The sequence below is a fragment of the Kocuria sediminis genome (assembly GCF_009735315.1).
GTDB classification, from domain to species: Bacteria; Actinomycetota; Actinomycetes; order Actinomycetales; family Micrococcaceae; genus Kocuria; species Kocuria turfanensis.
Genome location: NZ_WOGU01000013.1, coordinates 90,288 through 104,883, shown reverse-complemented (window position 1 = coordinate 104,883; position 14,596 = coordinate 90,288). Strand labels below are relative to the sequence as shown.

Sequence of the window (14,596 nt, the reverse complement as noted above, 5' to 3'; positions counted from 1 at the left end):
GCCGGGGCGGGACTGGGCGCCGGTCCCGCACTGCGGATCTGCGGGATGCCCAGGGAAACGCTCATGTCACCGCCTCGATCGTCTCGACCGGGCCGCTGAGGCTCGAGGGCGCTGCCGCCGCTGAGCCGGCGAGGTCCCGGAGCAGGCCGGCGGCCACGCTGATCGCGATCACCGCGGGGGCCTTGCCGGGGATGTCGGGCAGCCCGATGGGGCACGTGATGCGGTCCACGGTGCTCTCCGGGTGCCCCTCGGCGCACAGGCGCTGCCGGAAGCGGAGCCACTTGGCCCGGGAGCCGATCAGGCCCACGGTGCCCAGGTCGCCCCGGCGCAGCGCCGCGTCGCACAGCACGAAGTCCTCGGCGTGGTCGTGGCTCATGATCAGCACGTGCGCTCCGGCCGGCAGCCCGGCCAGGACGTTCTCCGGGACGGGGCTGTGGTGCAGGTGCACCTGCGCGGTCCCGTCGGTGACGTCGGCGAGCCGGGCGGCGTCCAGCTGGCCCTCCCGGCTGTCCACCAGGTGCAGGTGCAGGGGCAGCCGGGACAGCACCCGGGCGAGCTCGTGGCCCACGTGCCCCATGCCGAACACCGCCACCACGGGCCGGGCGCCCTGGGGCTCGAGCAGGACGCTGACCACGCCCCCGCAGCACTGCCGCCCGTGCTCGACGGGGGCGTGCTCGTTGAGCGAGAAGGTCAGGGTCTCCGGGACCGTGGCCCCGGTGGCGAGGAGGACCCGCGCCCGCTCGACCACGGTGGCCTCGAGGTTGCCCCCGCCCACGGTGTCCCACGTGGCGGTCTCGGCCACGACCATCTTGGCTCCGGCCTCCCGGGGAGCGTGCCCGCGCACCTCCGTGACGGTGGCGAGCACCCCCGGCGCGCCCGCCGCGCGCAGGTGCTGCAGCGCGTCCAGCCAGTCCACGTCAGTGCGCCGCCGTGGTGGCCGGCTCCGGAGTTCCCTCCGCGCCGGCGGTCGGGACCCGGCGCCCCTCCTGGACCGCCCAGAACACCGCCTCCGGGGTGGCCGGGCTGGCGAGCCCGACGCTCCGGCCGCCGGGGCCGAAGGCGGCCGCCGCCTCCCGCAGCGCCTCGCGCACGCTGAAGGCCAGCATGAGGGGCGGTTCCCCCACGGCCTTGGACCCGTAGACGACCCCGCTCTCGGTGGCCTGCTCGAAGAGGTGCACGTTGAACTCCTCGGGCATCTCCGAGAAGCTCGGCAGCTTGTAGGTGCTCGCCGCCTGCGTGGCCAGACGGCCCCGGTGCGGGCCGTCGGAGACGTCCCAGCGCAGGTCCTCGAGCGTGAGCCAGCCGGCCCCCTGCACGAAGCCGCCCTCGATCTGCCCGACGTCGATCAGCGGGGAGAGGCTGTCGCCGACGTCGTGCACGATGTCGGTGCGCAGCAGCCGGTAGGCGCCGGTGAACCCGTCGACCTCCACCTCGGAGACGGAGGCGCCGTAGGAGAAGTACTTGAACGGCTCGCCCTGCATCCGCGCGCCGTCCCAGTGCAGCCCCTCGGTGCGGTAGTACCCGGCCGCCCACAGCGAGATCCGCTGGAAGTAGGCGTCGTGCGCGAGCGCGGCGAAGGACATCTGCCGGTCGTGGAAGCCGATACCGGTCACCGTGCCGTCGACGAACCGGACGTCGTCGGGGTGGATGTCGAACTTGCGGGCGGCGACCTCGGCCAGCCGGCCGCGGATCTGCTCGCAGGCGTTCTTCACGGCCCCGCCGTTGAGGTCCGCCCCGGAGCTGGCGGCCGTCGCGGAGGTGTTGGGGACCTTGTCGGTGCGGGTGGGCGCGAGCCGGACGGTCTCCAGGGGCACGCCCAGGGCCGTGGCCGCGACCTGCCGCATCTTGGTGTGCAGGCCCTGCCCCATCTCGGTGCCGCCGTGGTTGATGAGCACGGACCCGTCCTTGTAGACGTGCACGAGGGCGCCGGCCTGGTTGAAGGCCGTGAGGTTGAACGAGATGCCGAACTTCACGGGGGTGACCGCGAGCGCCCGCTTGGTGTCGGGGTGGGCGGCGTTGAACGCCGCGATCTCCTCGCGGCGGCGCTCGACCTCGGCCCGGTCGAGCAGCTGCGTCCAGATGGTGCGCAGCCGCTCGGCGTGCCGGACGGGCTGGCCGTAGGGGGTGGACTGGCCGGGGACGTAGAGGTTGCGGTGGCGCAGCTCCGTGGGGTCCACCCCGAGCAGCGGGGCGCAACGGCCCATCACCTCCTCGATCACCAGCATGCCCTGGGGCCCGCCGAAGCCGCGGAACGCGGTCTGGGAGGTCTTGTGGGTCTTCGCGATCCGCCCGTGGACCTGCACGTTCGCGATCCAGTAGGCGTTGTCGATGTGGCACAGCGTCCGCTGCAGCACGGGCTCGGAGAGGTCCAGGCTCCACCCGCCGTCGCTGGTGACGGTGGCCTCCAGGGCCTGCAGGCGGCCGCTCTCGTCGAAACCGGCCTCCCACCGGGCGTGGTACGGGTGGCGCTTGCCGGACATGGTGATGTCCTGGGTGCGGTTGAGCCGCAGCCGGACCGGCCGTCCCGTGAGCACCGACCCGAGGGCGGCGACGGCGGCGTAGCCGTGCGGCTGCATCTCCTTGCCGCCGAACCCGCCGCCCATGCGCAGGCACTGCACGGTGACCTCGTGGCTGTGCAGACCCAGGACGTGGGCGACGATCTCCTGGGTCTCGGTGGGGTGCTGGGTGCTGCAGTGCACCAGGACCTGCCCGCCCTCGTCGACGTAGGCGAAGGAGGCGTGGGTCTCGAGGTAGAAGTGCTCCTGGCCGCCGAACTCGAGCTCCCCGCTGAAGCGGTGGGCGGCGGTGGCCAGCGCCGTGGCGGTGTCCCCGCGGCTGACGGTGGGCCGCCCGCCCTGGAAGCTCCCGGCCTCGACGGCCTCCGCCACGGTGACCAGCGACGGCAGCGGCTCGTAGTCGGCCTCGACGGCCTCGGCGCCCAGCCGGGCGGCCTCCAGCGTCTCGCCCAGCACCCAGCACACCGCGTGCCCGTGGAACATGACCTCGGAGGGGAACAGCGGCTCGTCGTGCTTGGTGCCGGCGTCGTTGACGCCGGGCACGTCCGCGGCGGTGAGCACCCGGACCACGCCGGGGACCGCCAGGGCCGGGGCCGTGCGCAGGTCCCGGACGAGGGCGTGGGCGTGCGGGGCCTGCACCGGCCAGGCGTGCAGCACGTCCTGGTGGCGCACGATCAGGTCGTCGGTGTACAGGGCCGTGCCCGTGACGTGCAGGGCGGCGCTCTCGTGCGCGACGGGCACGCCCACCACGGGGTTGACGGGGCGGTCGGCGAGGGACGTCATCGGGACACCTCCAGGTCGGGAGCGGGCGCGTGCTGCGCCCAGAACTTGAGCAGGGCCTGCTCGAGCATGGCCGAGCGGTAGCGGGCGCTGGCCCGGTGGTCGTCGATCGGGGTGCCCTCGCCGGCCAGCGCGGCCGCCGCGGCCAGGACCGTGTCGCGGTTCCACGGCGCGCCGCTGAGGATGCGCTCCGGGCCGTGCGCGCGGATCGGGGTGGCGGCCACGCCGCCCAGGCCGATCCGCGCGGAGGTGACCGTGCCGTCCTCCACGTGCACGGCGATGCCGACGGCCACGCTGGAGATGTCGTCGAAGCGTCGCTTGGCGATCTTGTGGAACGCGCTGTGCCGGGCCTGCGGCAGCGGGATGCGCACGGCGCGGATGATCTCCCCGGGGCGGCGGACGCTCTGCCGGTACCCGGTGTAGTACTCGTCCAGGGGGACCTCGCGCTCGCCCTCGGCGGAGGCCAGCACCACGGACGCGCCCAGGGCCAGCAGCGCCGGGGCCGAGTCCCCGATGGGCGAGCCGGTTCCGAGGTTGCCGCCGAACGTCGCGGCGTTGCGGATCAGGCGGGAGGCGAACTGCGGGAAGAGCTGGTCCAGCAGCGGCACCCGCCCGGCGAGGCCGCGCTCGACCTCGGACAGGCTCAGGGCCGCCCCGATCTCGATCCGCGCCGGCCCCACCTCGAGCGTGCGCAGCTGCTCGAGCCGGTCCACCGCCAGGGTCAGCGGCGGGCGGGCGTGCTGGATGTTGACGCCCACGCCCGCGTCCGTGGAACCGGCGACCAGCTGCGCGTCCGAGGTGCCCTCCAGATGCTCGAAGAGCTCCTCCAGGGAGCCGGGGCGGACGAACCGCGCGCCGTCGGCCTCCACCCGGGTGGGCGTGGCCGGCTGCGCGGGCCGGTCCTGGCGCCGCAGCAGCGGGTCGGCCTCGGCGGGGGCGCCCAGCGCGTAGGCGGCGTCGCGGATGGGCCGGTAGCCGGTGCAGCGGCAGAGGTTGCCGCTGAGGGCGTGCAGGTCGAAGCCGTTGGGCCCGCACTCGTGACCGGCCGCGTGCTCCTCGCCGGTGACCTCGGTGCCGGTCTGGGCCTCGGCGGCCGCGCCGGGGGCCTCGCGCTCGGGGCGGTAGTACTCGGCGGCCATGGAGCAGACGAAGCCGGGGGTGCAGTACCCGCACTGGGAGCCTCCCCGGACCGCCATCTCCTGCTGGACGGGGTGCAGCGCGGCCGGCGTGCCGGTGCCGCCCGCGGCGCCGAGGCCCTCGGCGGTGACGACCTCCTGGCCGTCGAAGGCGGCGGCGGGGGGCAGGCACGCGTTGACGGAGGTCCACCGGCTGCGTCCTTCGCCGTCCGGCCGGGCGACCAGCACCGCGCAGGCACCGCACTCGCCCTCGGCGCAGCCCTCCTTGGCGCCGGTCAGTCCCTCGCCGCGCAGCCAGTCCAGCAGCCGGGTGTGCGGGCCGACCCCGGCACCGTCCCGGGCCCGACCGTTGACCGTCACTCGGATCTCACTCATGCCTTGTGCTCCTCCATGCCTTCGCGGAAAGGGTTCTGCCGACGGGCACGGGACGACCGCCCCTCGGCGCTCGGGTGCTGCGGGTCCTGCGACGGCAGGATGCTCGGCCGGGCCGCCGGCGTTCCGGACGACCGGGTGGCGGCGGCGCGGGCGCCGGGGGCCCCGGTGCGCGCGGGGGCCGTGGGAACGGCGGGGGTCACGGCGAGGGCGGGGGACCCGCTCGACGGCGCGGTCCGGCGGGAACCCCTCGGTGCGGGCGAGCTGCTCCTCGCGGTGCGCGGGTCCGCGGCCCCGGGGGCTGTTTTCCGGCGAGGGGTGTCGATGCGGGCTCGGCCGCTGTCCGCCCGCGCCGGGCGCCGGTCTGTCGGCCGCCTCCGGGCGCGGCCGCGGGGACGGGGCGGCGGCACAGTGTGGATCATGGCGATGAACTCCTCGATGCCGGCCACTGGCCGCGACGTGGAGTCAGGTGGTTCCCCTGGGATACCGGGAGCTCTCTGGCGGCGGGCCAGTGCGATTCGTGGTTGCTCGCCCGGTAGATAGTCCGTCGAGGACCCGCCGTGGGCTGTCTCACACCCTAACCACGCCGCCGTGCGGCCGCAACAGCCTCCCGGCCGCACGACGTCATGCCCGAACATGGAAGAATTCTTCCACGATGTGTTGTAGATCACGTGGAGCTGCTCTACGTTGGCCTCAGCCAATGGCGGGCCCCGGTCGAACGGGGCTATCTACCGGGCATGATCTGACAGCCGGGCGGACCCGCCGACGGACAAGCCGTTTCCCGGGTCCACCCACGATCCGTGAGGACCTGAGCATCATGTCGACCATCCACGAAGCCACTCCGCGCACCCGGATCCACCTGGAGCGTGCCGTCGATCTCGCGGCGGAGAACGCCGCCGGCGACGGCGGGCCGTTCGGCGCCGTCGTCGTGACCGCCGACGGGCGGGAGTTCCCCGCCGTCAACCGCGTGACGGCGGAGCACGACCCCACGGCGCACGCGGAGGTCATGGCCATCCGCAGCGCCTGCCGCGAGCTGGGCACCTTCGACCTCAGCGGCGCCGTGCTCTACAGCAGCTGCGAGCCGTGCCCGCTGTGCCTGTCGGCGTCCCTGTGGGCCCGACTGGACGCGGTGTACTTCGCCGCCGACCGCCACGACGCGGCGGCCGGCGGGTTCGACGACGCGCAGTTCCACGAGTTCTTCACCCAGGGCGCGCAGGAGCGGGACCGGGCCCTTCCCGTCCGCCACGTCGCCCTCACCACGCGCACGGAACCGTTCGAGGCCTGGGCCGGCAACGCCCGGCGCACCGCGTACTGAGCCGAGCACCCCGCCGCCCCGGTCGGCTCCCACCGGGACCATCAGATCTGGACACTTCACGGGGAGCCGCCCGCAGCGGACGGCCCGGGAAAAACAGAGGATCGCCGGACCTTGCGCCGCAGTGCCGACGCCTGCGCGCTGAAGGAGGCTCCTGCCATGTCATCGACCGCATCTGGCCACCAGGACAACGACCACCGCATCCGCCGCGACCGCCCCGGGCGACCGGCGCCGGCACCCGGCCCCGAGGACGAAAGGCTCCCGCTGGGGCGCACCACCGCCTACGGCTTCCAGCACGTCCTCACCATGTACGGGGCCATCGTCGCCGTGCCCCTGATCATCGGGCAGGCCGCCGGCATCTCCGGCGAGGAGATCGCCCTGCTCATCAGCTCCTGCCTGCTCATGGGCGGGATCGCCACGATCCTGCAGAGCTTCGGGGCCCCCTACCTCGGGTCCCGGCTGCCGCTGGTCCAGGGGGTCTCCTTCGCCGGGGTGGCCCCCATGCTCGCGATCCTCGCCGGGGGCAGCGACCTGACCACGATCTTCGGCGCCGTCCTCGTCTCCTCGGTGGTGGGCTTCCTGCTCGCCGGTGCGTTCTCCCGCGTCCTGCGGCTGTTCCCGCCGGTGGTCACGGGCACGGTGATCACGGTCATCGGCATCTCCCTGCTGCCGGTGGCGATCTCCTGGGCCGCCGGCAGCGGGGAGGGCGGAGCCGCCGATCCCCGCAGCCTGGCGCTGGCGGGGATCACCCTGCTCATCGTGCTGGTGCTCTCCAAGGTGGGCGTGGGGATGATCTCGCGCCTGTCCATCCTGCTCTCCTTCGTGCTGGGCACGGCGATCGCCACCGCGATGGGCATGGTCGACTTCTCCGGCGTGGGGCAGGGCGGCATCGTCACCTTCCCGACGCCGCTGGCCTTCGGCCCCCCGAGCTTCGAGATCGCCTCGATCATCTCGATGCTCATCGTGGTGCTGGTCACGATGACCGAGACCACGGCGGACATCCTGGCCGTGGGAGAGATCACCGGGGCCAAGGTGGACTCGCGGCGGGTGGCCGACGGCCTGCGGGCGGACATGCTCTCCTCCGCGGGGGCGCCGCTGCTCAACTCGTTCACCCAGACGGCCTTCGCCGCCAACGTCGGCCTCGTGGCGGTGACGGGCATCCGCAGCCGCTTCGTGGTCACGGCCGCGGGGATCATCATGGCCGGGCTGGGCATGTTCCCCGTCATCGGGGAGGTCGTCGCGGCCATCCCGACGCCGGTGCTGGGCGGGGCGTCGATCGTGCTCTTCGGCACGGTGGCCTCGTCCGGGGTCCGCACACTGGCCAAGGTGGACTTCAACCACTCCATGAACCTCGTCATCGTGGCGGTCGCCTTCGCCTTCGGTCTCATCCCGGTGGCGGCGCCCCAGTTCTACGCCGGCTTCCCCTCCTGGACCCAGACCATCCTCGGCTCGGGGATCAGTGCCGCGGCGATCGTGGCCATCGCGCTCAACCTGCTGTTCAACGAACTGGCTGCCGGCAACTCCGAGCACCCGTCCGCCGTGGCGGCGGCACCGGTCCGGGTCGTCCGGGCGGACACCCTGGCGCACCTGCGGGAGGGCGACCGGATCCAGGACGGCGCCGTGGTGGACAGCGAGGGGACCGAGGTGGCGGTCGTGGCCGCGCACCACTTCGACGACGTCCGGAGAATGATCGCGGACGGGGAGATCACCCACACGGGGCAGATCCGGACGATCCTCGCGGCGAAGGACGCGACGTCCTGAGCGCACCGGCCCGCCCCGGCCTCCCGGGACCCCGACCCGGGGTGTGCCCCGCCCCGCCCGGCACGCCGCCGGGCGGGGCGGGGAACACCCCGGTGACGGCGTCCGGGCCGGGCACGGCGGTCCTCGATGAGAGGTCCGGCCGTGCCCGATCAGCCCGCCGTCACCGGGCCGGGCGCGGCCGGGGTCTCAGGCGTTCACCAGACGGCGGGCCGCCGCGGTGTGCTCGGCCGTGAGCGCCTCCACGTCCAGGCCGGTGATCGCGCCGTCCTCCACGAGCCAGCGCCCGCCGACCATGACGCGGTCCGCCCGCTCCGCGCCGCACAGCAGCAGCGCCGCGAGCGGGTCGTGGGCCCCGGAGAAGCGCAGCCCGTCGAGCCGGAACATCGCGAGGTCCGCCTGGGCGCCCGGGCGCAGCACGCCCAGGTCCGGGCGGCCGAGCAGGCGCGCGGAGCCGGCCGTGGCCCAGCCGAGCGCGCGCTGCGGGGTCACGGCCTCGGCCCCGTAGCGCAGCCGCTGCACGTACAGGGCCTGACGGGCCTCCAGCACCAGGTTGGAGGCGTCGTTGGAGGCCGACCCGTCCACGCCGAGGCCCACCGGGGAGCCCGCGTCCTCCAGCTCCACGGCCCGGCAGATCCCGGAGGCCAGGCGCATGTTGGACGTGGGACAGTGGGCCACGCCCACCCCGGCCGCGCCCAGCCGGGCCAGCTCGGCGTCGTCGAAGTGGATGCCGTGGGCCAGCCAGGTCCGGTCGGTGAGCCATCCCGTGGACTCGAGGTAGTCGACCGTGCGCAGCCCGAAGCGCTCCCGGCAGAAGTCCTCCTCGTCGATGGTCTCGGCCAGGTGGGTGTGCAGCCGCACGTCGAGCTCGCCGGCCAGCACGGCGGTGTCCCGCATGATCTCCCGCGTGACCGAGAAGGGGGAGCACGGGGCCAGGGCGATCTGGGTCCGGGCGCCGTCGCCGCGCTCGTGGTGGGTCTCCACCAGCCGGGCGCTGTCGGCGAGGATGACCTCCGCCTCCTGCACCGTGTGCTGCGGGGGCAGCCCGCCGTCGCGCTCGCCCAGGCTCATGGACCCGCGGGAGAGCACGGCCCGCATGCCGAGGCTCCGCGCGGCCTCGACCTGCACGTCGATCGAGTCCTCCATGCCGCCGGGGAACAGGTAGTGGTGGTCGGCGGCCGTGGTGCAGCCCGACAGCAGCAGCTCCGCCATCGCCACCGTGGTCGCCAGCTGCAGGTCGTGGGGGCGCAGCCGCGCCCAGACCGGGTAGAGGTCCCGCAGCCACGGGAACAGGGGGACGCTGACCACGGGCGCCCAGGCCCGGGTGAGCGTCTGGTAGAAGTGGTGGTGCGTGTTGATCAGCCCGGGCACCACCACGTGCTCCCGGGCGTCGAGGACCGCGCAGGGGGCGGCCGGGACGCCGCCCGCGGGGACCAGCTCCACCACGGTGCCGGAGGCGGTGTCCACCACGACGCCACCGGCCGTCCGCTCGGTGGTGTCCTCGCCGGCGTCCTCGCCGGTGTACAGGGCCAGGGGATCGCGCAACCACAGCAGGCGGGATCCGGGGTCGGTGGTGTGGGTGTGCACGGGGTGCTCCGATCGGTCGCAGGGTCTCGTCACCGGCGCCGTGGCCCCGGGTCCTTCCGAGGGCGGCACGCGGCGCCGCCAGCTCAGTGAGGTCCTGTCTGCTGATCCAGGAGACCGCTCGTGCAGTCCCGGCGACCTTAACACCGGTGCGCGCTGCCCGACAAGCAGGTGGCCGTGGTGGTGCCGTGCACGGTGGGGCTCGCAGGTCTTCATGAAATCTTGAGGTTCGCGCAACCCGGGCGCAAAGTGCAGCGGGAATCCTGAGCAGACCATGGTCCCGGGGCGGCGGCCGCGGACACGGCCCGGATCCGGATCCTCGGGACATCGGGGCAGGCCGGCGAGATCGGGGGACCCATGAGCTGGACGGCCAGAACGGAAGGATCTGCCCCGGCAGGTGCCACGGGCAGTGCCCGCAGGTCCCCGGGGTGGGTGGCGGGCCTCGACGCGGCCCGCGGACTGGCGCTGATCGCCCTGGTGTCGGGCCCGATCCTGCCCGACGACGACGCGATGGCGGGGCCGGTCTGGTCGTCCCTCCTCCCGGGGCATGCGGCGGCACTGGTCGCCCTGCTGGCCGGAGTGGGACTGGCGCTCGGCTCCGGGGGCCGGTTCCCGCACGAGGGCCGGTGGCTGGCCGCCGATCGGGTGGGGGCGGCCGTGCGGGCGGTGCTGGTCGCCGCGCTGGGACTGGCGATCGGGGCGCTGCTGCCCGAGGACGTCCCGGCGGGCGACGTCCTGGTCTACTACGGGCTGCTCTGCCTGCTGGCGATCCCGTTCCTGCGCCTGTCCGCGACGGCGCTGTTCGGCTGCGCGGCGGTCTGCTGGGTCGTGACTCCGCTGCTGGCGCAGGCCCTGACGGCTCTCCTGCCCGTGGGCGCTGCCTCCACCCGCACGTTCGCCGACGTGGTGGACGAGCCCGCGGGGACGATCTCGCAGCTCCTGCTGACCGGCACCTGTCCGGCCCTGCCACACCTGACCTGTCTGCTGGTCGGACTGGGCCTGGGGCGGGTGCGCCTGCGCGACAGAGGGGTCCAGGTCCGTCTGCTGGCGGGGGGAGCGGGGCTGGTGCTCGTCGCCTGGACCACCTCCTTCCTGCTCCACGCGGTCAGCGGGTACGGCCGGGGGTCTGCGACTCCTGGGACGAGCGACGACCCGCTGGGCAGGATGCCGGTGCGGGATCCGGGCGCGTGGCCCACCGACGCCGTGTGGTGGCCGGCGATCGCCGCCCCGCACACCGGCCCGCTGTGGGCGATCGTGCCCGGACTGGGCGTGGGCCTGCTGGTGCTGGGGGGCTGCCTGCTGATCTCCAGGAGGTCCGGGGCATGGTTGCCGGCGCTGTCGGCGATGGGTGCGATGGGCCTGACGCTGTACACCGCCCACGTGGTGGCGCTGTCCTTCGAGCTCCGCGACGACCGGTCCCCGCTCTGGTGCGTGGTGCACCTGGTGGTGGCGGCGCTGGTGGCCCTGCGCTGGCAGCGAGCACTGGGCCGGGGCCCGCTGGAGCAGGTGGTCGACGCGAGCGTGCAGGCGACCCGCCGGGCCGTGCTCCACCGCTCCCGCCGGGCGTGAGCGCCGGGCAGGACGGGCTGCCGCGGGCTGTGCTCGCCATGGCGGAGGGCGACCTCGGCGGACCGGTTCCCGGGCTGCCTCCGCCAGGATCCCGGACCGGGGAATAACTCCGCGCGCCCCCGGCTTGTACGAGATGGTTCAAATTTGTAGAAGCTGCGGTGCTCGCCGACACGGGGGCCGCGGGAGACCAGGAGGGCGACATGCAGTTCGGCATCTTCACCATCGGGGACGTCACGGAGGACCCCACCACGGGGCGCATCCCCACCGAGCACGAGCGGATCAAGGCCACGGTCGAGATCGCGAAGAAGGCCGAGGAGGTGGGGCTGGACGTCTTCGCCACGGGCCAGCACCACAATCCGCCGTTCGTGGCCCCGGCGAACCCGCCCATCCTGCTGGCCGCCGTCGCGGCGCAGACCGAGCGGCTGCTGCTGTCCACGGCCACGACGCTCATCACCACGACGGACCCGGTGCGCATCGCCGAGGACTACGCCTATCTGCAGCACCTGTCCGACGGGCGGGTGGACCTGACGATGGGCCGCGGCAACACGGGCCCGGTCTATCCGTGGTTCGGCAAGGACATCCGTCAGGGCATCCCCCTGGCGGTCGAGAACTACAACCTGCTCCACCGGCTGTGGCGGGAGGACGTGGTCGACTGGCAGGGGAAGTTCCGTTCCGCCCTGCAGGGCTTCACCTCGACCCCGCGCCCGCTCGACGACGTGGCCCCCTTCGTGTGGCACGGGTCGATCCGCTCGCCCGAGATCCCCGAGCAGGCCGCCTACTACGGCGACGGGTTCTTCCACAACAACATCTTCTGGCCCGCCGAGCACACCCGGCGGATGGTCGACTTCTACCGGCAGCGCTACGAGCACTACGGCCACGGGTCCTACGACCAGGCGATCGTGGGGCTGGGCGGGCAGGTGTTCATGCGGCGCAACTCCCAGGACGCGGTGCGGGAGTTCCGGCCCTACTTCGACAACGCCCCGGTCTACGGCCACGGGCCCTCCCTGGAGGACTTCACGGCCCAGACCCCGCTGACCGTCGGCACTCCGGAGCAGGTGATCGAGAAGACCCTCTCGTTCCGCGGCTACGCAGGCGACTACCAGCGCCAGCTGTTCCTCATCGACCACGCGGGCCTGCCCCTGAAGACCGTCCTGGAGCAGATCGACCTGCTGGGCGAGGAGGTCGTGCCGGTGCTGCGCCGGGAGTTCGCCGCGCTCAAGCCGGCCCACGTGCCCGAGGCGCCGACCCACGCCGCGCTGGTGGCCCGCCACCGCGCCGGCCAGGACCCGGTGCCCGGCGGTGCCGCGGACTCGCCCGCGGGGCGGGCCCGCGCCGCGCAGGACGACCGCGCCGCCCAGGAGGCCCGTCGGTGAGCACGCACACGCCGTCCCGGGCGGCCTCGACTCCCGGGGCCGCCCGCCCGGTCCACCTGGTGGTGGTGTCGGCGGGGATGTCCGACGCCTCCTCGACCCGGCTGCTGGCCGACCGGCTCACCGAGGCGACCCGCGACGCCCTGGGCCCGGCACCGGTGCGGATCACCCGCGTGGACCTGCGCCCGCTGGCCCACGCCATCACCGACCACCTGCTGACCGGCTTTCCCGCCCCGGACCTGCGGGACGCGCTGGAGGCGGTGGGCGGTGCGGACGCGCTGATCGCGGCGACCCCGACCTTCAAGGCCTCCTACTCCGGGCTGTTCAAGTCCTTCTTCGACCTCGTCGAGGAGGACGCGCTGGAGGGCCTGCCGGTGCTGGTGGCCGCCACCGGGGGCACCGCGCGGCACTCGCTGATGCTCGACACCGCCCTGCGTCCCCTCTTCGCCTACCTCAAGGCGCTCGTGCTGCCCCTGGGGGTCTACGCGGCCACCGAGGACTGGGCCGGGGAGGAGCTCCAGGCGCGCGTCCGGCGCGCCGGCGCGCACCTGGCGGCGCAGCTCGCACCCGGCCGCGTGCCGGACGCACCGGCCGCCGGGGAGACCCCGGCCGGAGGGGCGGGTCCGCAGCGGGGCGACGTGTTCGCCGACGTCCCGGACTTCGCGGACCTGCTCGCCCGGGCCGGGCAGTGAGCGACCCGGCAGTGAGCGACCCGGCCGCGCACGACCGCGGCGCGGCCGGGCGCCCGTGGGACGTGTGGCAGCTGTTCTTCGAGACCTCCGCCCGGCTCACCACCGAGCTGGAGACCCGGCTGAAGGAGCACGGCTGCTCGCTGATGGACTACCAGGTGCTCCTGCTGCTGCGCAACGCGGACCACCACCGTCTCCGGATGGGGGAGCTCGCCCAGCGGCTGGTCTTCTCCCCGAGCCGGCTCAGCTACCAGATCGGAGTGCTCGAGAAGCGCGGGTGGGTCCGGCGCCGGCCGTGCCCGGAGGACAGGCGCGGGCTCGAGGCCGAGCTCACCGACGAGGGACTGGCCGCCTTCCGCCGCCTCCGGCCCGCCCACGCCCGCGACGTCGAGGAGCTGTTCCTCGACGTCCTGGAGGGCGACGACGCGCAGCGGCTGCACGCCATCATGGAGCGCCTCGCGCGGAAGGTGCATCCCTCCTGACCCCGCCCTCCCGCGTCAGTTCTCGGGGAGATCGGCGAAGGCCTGCTTCATGTCGCGGTACCAGCCCAGCGACTGCTTCGGGTGCCGCCAGCGACCCTTCATGGCGTCGCGCGCCTCCTGGTGGTCGGCGCCCCCGGCCGCGACCGCTTCCTTGAGGTGACGGTCCTGGGCGGCGATGACGTCGTCGGCCGTCTCGCCGCGGTGCGCCAGGTCGCAGGGCCCGCCCAGCTGGCGGCAGGTCATGGTCTTCATCGTCGGTTCCCTTCCTCTGATCCGGTGGTCCGGGTCGGTGTGCTGGTGTGCGACGTCCCGACGATCGGCACGCGGAACATGTGACCACCGCCCGGATCAGGCACCCCGGCCCTGCGCGTCGCGCCGGACCACCTGCGCCAGCACCTCGGGTGCGGCGCGGAAGGTGATGCGCGCCACGAGGCCGTCGAGGACGGTGATGTCGAAGAGGACCCTGGCCCGGCCGCGGTGGAACCACGCGGCAGCGGGGCGGCTGCCGACGGACACCGGGAGCGCGGCGTGGGCGCTGCCGTTGAAGAAGGCCGCCACCTCCTCCCGGCCGTCGATCCGCTGCGGGGTCCCGGCCAGGATCGCGGCCTCGTCGGCCGTCACGGCGACGTCCGGGGCCAGGAGGCGCAGCAGACGCGGCCGCTCCGCCTCGAAGGTCTCCGTGCGCTCCACTGTGCTCACCCGCCCATTCTTCACCGTTCGCCCTGCCGCGTCGCGGCCGTCTCGTGCCGGCCGTCTCGTGCCGGCCGTCTCCTGGTGGACGAGCGCACCGGCTCGAGTGTGACCACCCGGCGGACGGCGGCTCCGCGGCCGGGCGCTCCGGGGCGGGACTTCCGGCGCCGCTGCCCTTGCGTCGGGCTGCGGCGCCGGCGGTCACCTGCTGCGCCGGATGGTGCGCACGCCGAGCACCACGGCGGCGAGGACGACGAGGGCACCCAGCAGCTGGAGGCCCGGGGAGTCGTCGGCCTCGCCGTAGACGATGCCGGCGGCGCCGATCGCCAGGCCGATGA

General features: G+C 74.2%; 12 protein-coding genes. 6 read left to right on the top strand and 6 right to left on the bottom strand.

What is annotated here, in order from left to right; all coding sequences use genetic code 11:
- Nucleotides 1-61: 61 nt before the first annotated feature.
- From xdhC to GMA12_RS15060, 3 genes are read right to left on the bottom strand one after another with little or no spacing between them, the layout of a single operon-like run.
- Nucleotides 62-916 (bottom strand): xanthine dehydrogenase accessory protein XdhC, encoded by an 855-nt coding sequence (gene xdhC / locus GMA12_RS15070; protein WP_162459923.1) that lies wholly within the window; start codon nucleotides 914-916, stop codon nucleotides 62-64.
- 1 nt (nucleotide 917) lies between these two features.
- Nucleotides 918-3,299 (bottom strand): xanthine dehydrogenase molybdopterin binding subunit, encoded by a 2,382-nt coding sequence (xdhB, locus tag GMA12_RS15065; RefSeq protein ID WP_156270310.1) that lies wholly within the window; start codon nucleotides 3,297-3,299, stop codon nucleotides 918-920.
- Entirely contained in the window at nucleotides 3,296-4,807 is a 1,512-nt protein-coding gene (locus tag GMA12_RS15060) for a xanthine dehydrogenase small subunit (RefSeq protein ID WP_156270309.1), read from the bottom strand. Before GMA12_RS15060 ends, xdhB begins: the two co-directional genes overlap by 4 nt.
- A gap of 814 nt (nucleotides 4,808-5,621) precedes the next feature.
- Between GMA12_RS15060 and GMA12_RS15055 the strand changes: the two genes are divergently transcribed.
- Nucleotides 5,622-6,119, top strand: a complete 498-nt coding sequence (locus tag GMA12_RS15055; protein WP_156270308.1) for a nucleoside deaminase — start codon at nucleotides 5,622-5,624, stop codon at nucleotides 6,117-6,119.
- A 156-nt stretch (nucleotides 6,120-6,275) separates the two neighbouring features.
- Nucleotides 6,276-7,877: a nucleobase:cation symporter-2 family protein gene (locus GMA12_RS15050; protein WP_240898868.1), complete on the top strand. Its 1,602-nt coding sequence runs from the start codon at nucleotides 6,276-6,278 to the stop codon at nucleotides 7,875-7,877.
- Between the two features lie 186 nt (nucleotides 7,878-8,063).
- Here the strand turns inward: GMA12_RS15050 and GMA12_RS15045 are convergent, their stop codons facing one another.
- Nucleotides 8,064-9,461, bottom strand: coding sequence for an 8-oxoguanine deaminase (locus GMA12_RS15045; RefSeq protein ID WP_162459922.1), 1,398 nt, complete (start codon nucleotides 9,459-9,461; stop codon nucleotides 8,064-8,066).
- Between the two features lie 429 nt (nucleotides 9,462-9,890).
- Here GMA12_RS15045 and GMA12_RS15040 point away from each other — a divergent pair, with 429 nt between their 5' ends.
- From GMA12_RS15040 to GMA12_RS15025, 4 genes are all read left to right on the top strand, one after another.
- On the top strand, nucleotides 9,891-11,027 hold the full coding sequence (locus tag GMA12_RS15040) for a DUF418 domain-containing protein (RefSeq protein WP_162459921.1): 1,137 nt from the start codon (nucleotides 9,891-9,893) through the stop codon (nucleotides 11,025-11,027).
- A 200-nt stretch (nucleotides 11,028-11,227) separates the two neighbouring features.
- Nucleotides 11,228-12,400, top strand: coding sequence for an LLM class flavin-dependent oxidoreductase (locus tag GMA12_RS15035; protein WP_156270307.1), 1,173 nt, complete (start codon nucleotides 11,228-11,230; stop codon nucleotides 12,398-12,400).
- Nucleotides 12,397-13,089: a CE1759 family FMN reductase gene (locus GMA12_RS15030; protein WP_442354869.1), complete on the top strand. Its 693-nt coding sequence runs from the start codon at nucleotides 12,397-12,399 to the stop codon at nucleotides 13,087-13,089. Before GMA12_RS15035 ends, GMA12_RS15030 begins: the two co-directional genes overlap by 4 nt.
- An 11-nt stretch (nucleotides 13,090-13,100) precedes the next feature.
- Nucleotides 13,101-13,568, top strand: coding sequence for a MarR family winged helix-turn-helix transcriptional regulator (locus GMA12_RS15025; protein ID WP_162459920.1), 468 nt, complete (start codon nucleotides 13,101-13,103; stop codon nucleotides 13,566-13,568).
- 15 nt (nucleotides 13,569-13,583) lie between these two features.
- Here GMA12_RS15025 and GMA12_RS15020 read toward each other — a convergent pair whose 3' ends face one another.
- Together GMA12_RS15020 and GMA12_RS15015 are read right to left on the bottom strand one after the other, a co-directional pair.
- A complete protein-coding gene (locus GMA12_RS15020; protein WP_156270306.1) occupies nucleotides 13,584-13,820 on the bottom strand; it encodes a hypothetical protein in 237 nt (78 codons plus the stop codon).
- A 96-nt stretch (nucleotides 13,821-13,916) separates the two neighbouring features.
- Nucleotides 13,917-14,267, bottom strand: a complete 351-nt coding sequence (locus GMA12_RS15015; protein WP_206064711.1) for a hypothetical protein — start codon at nucleotides 14,265-14,267, stop codon at nucleotides 13,917-13,919.
- Nucleotides 14,268-14,596 lie beyond the last annotated feature (329 nt).

Bases quoted from the DNA above. Each gene is read 5' to 3' on its own strand.
- GMA12_RS15020 (WP_156270306.1), bottom strand. From the start codon at position 13,820: ATGAAGACCATGACCTGCCGCCAGCTGGGCGGGCCCTGCGACCTGGCG.
- GMA12_RS15055 (WP_156270308.1), top strand. From the start codon at position 5,622: ATGTCGACCATCCACGAAGCCACTCCGCGCACCCGGATCCACCTGGAG.
- GMA12_RS15060 (WP_156270309.1), bottom strand. From the start codon at position 4,807: ATGAGTGAGATCCGAGTGACGGTCAACGGTCGGGCCCGGGACGGTGCC.
- GMA12_RS15035 (WP_156270307.1), top strand. From the start codon at position 11,228: ATGCAGTTCGGCATCTTCACCATCGGGGACGTCACGGAGGACCCCACC.
- GMA12_RS15050 (WP_240898868.1), top strand. From the start codon at position 6,276: ATGTCATCGACCGCATCTGGCCACCAGGACAACGACCACCGCATCCGC.
- xdhB (WP_156270310.1), bottom strand. From the start codon at position 3,299: ATGACGTCCCTCGCCGACCGCCCCGTCAACCCCGTGGTGGGCGTGCCC.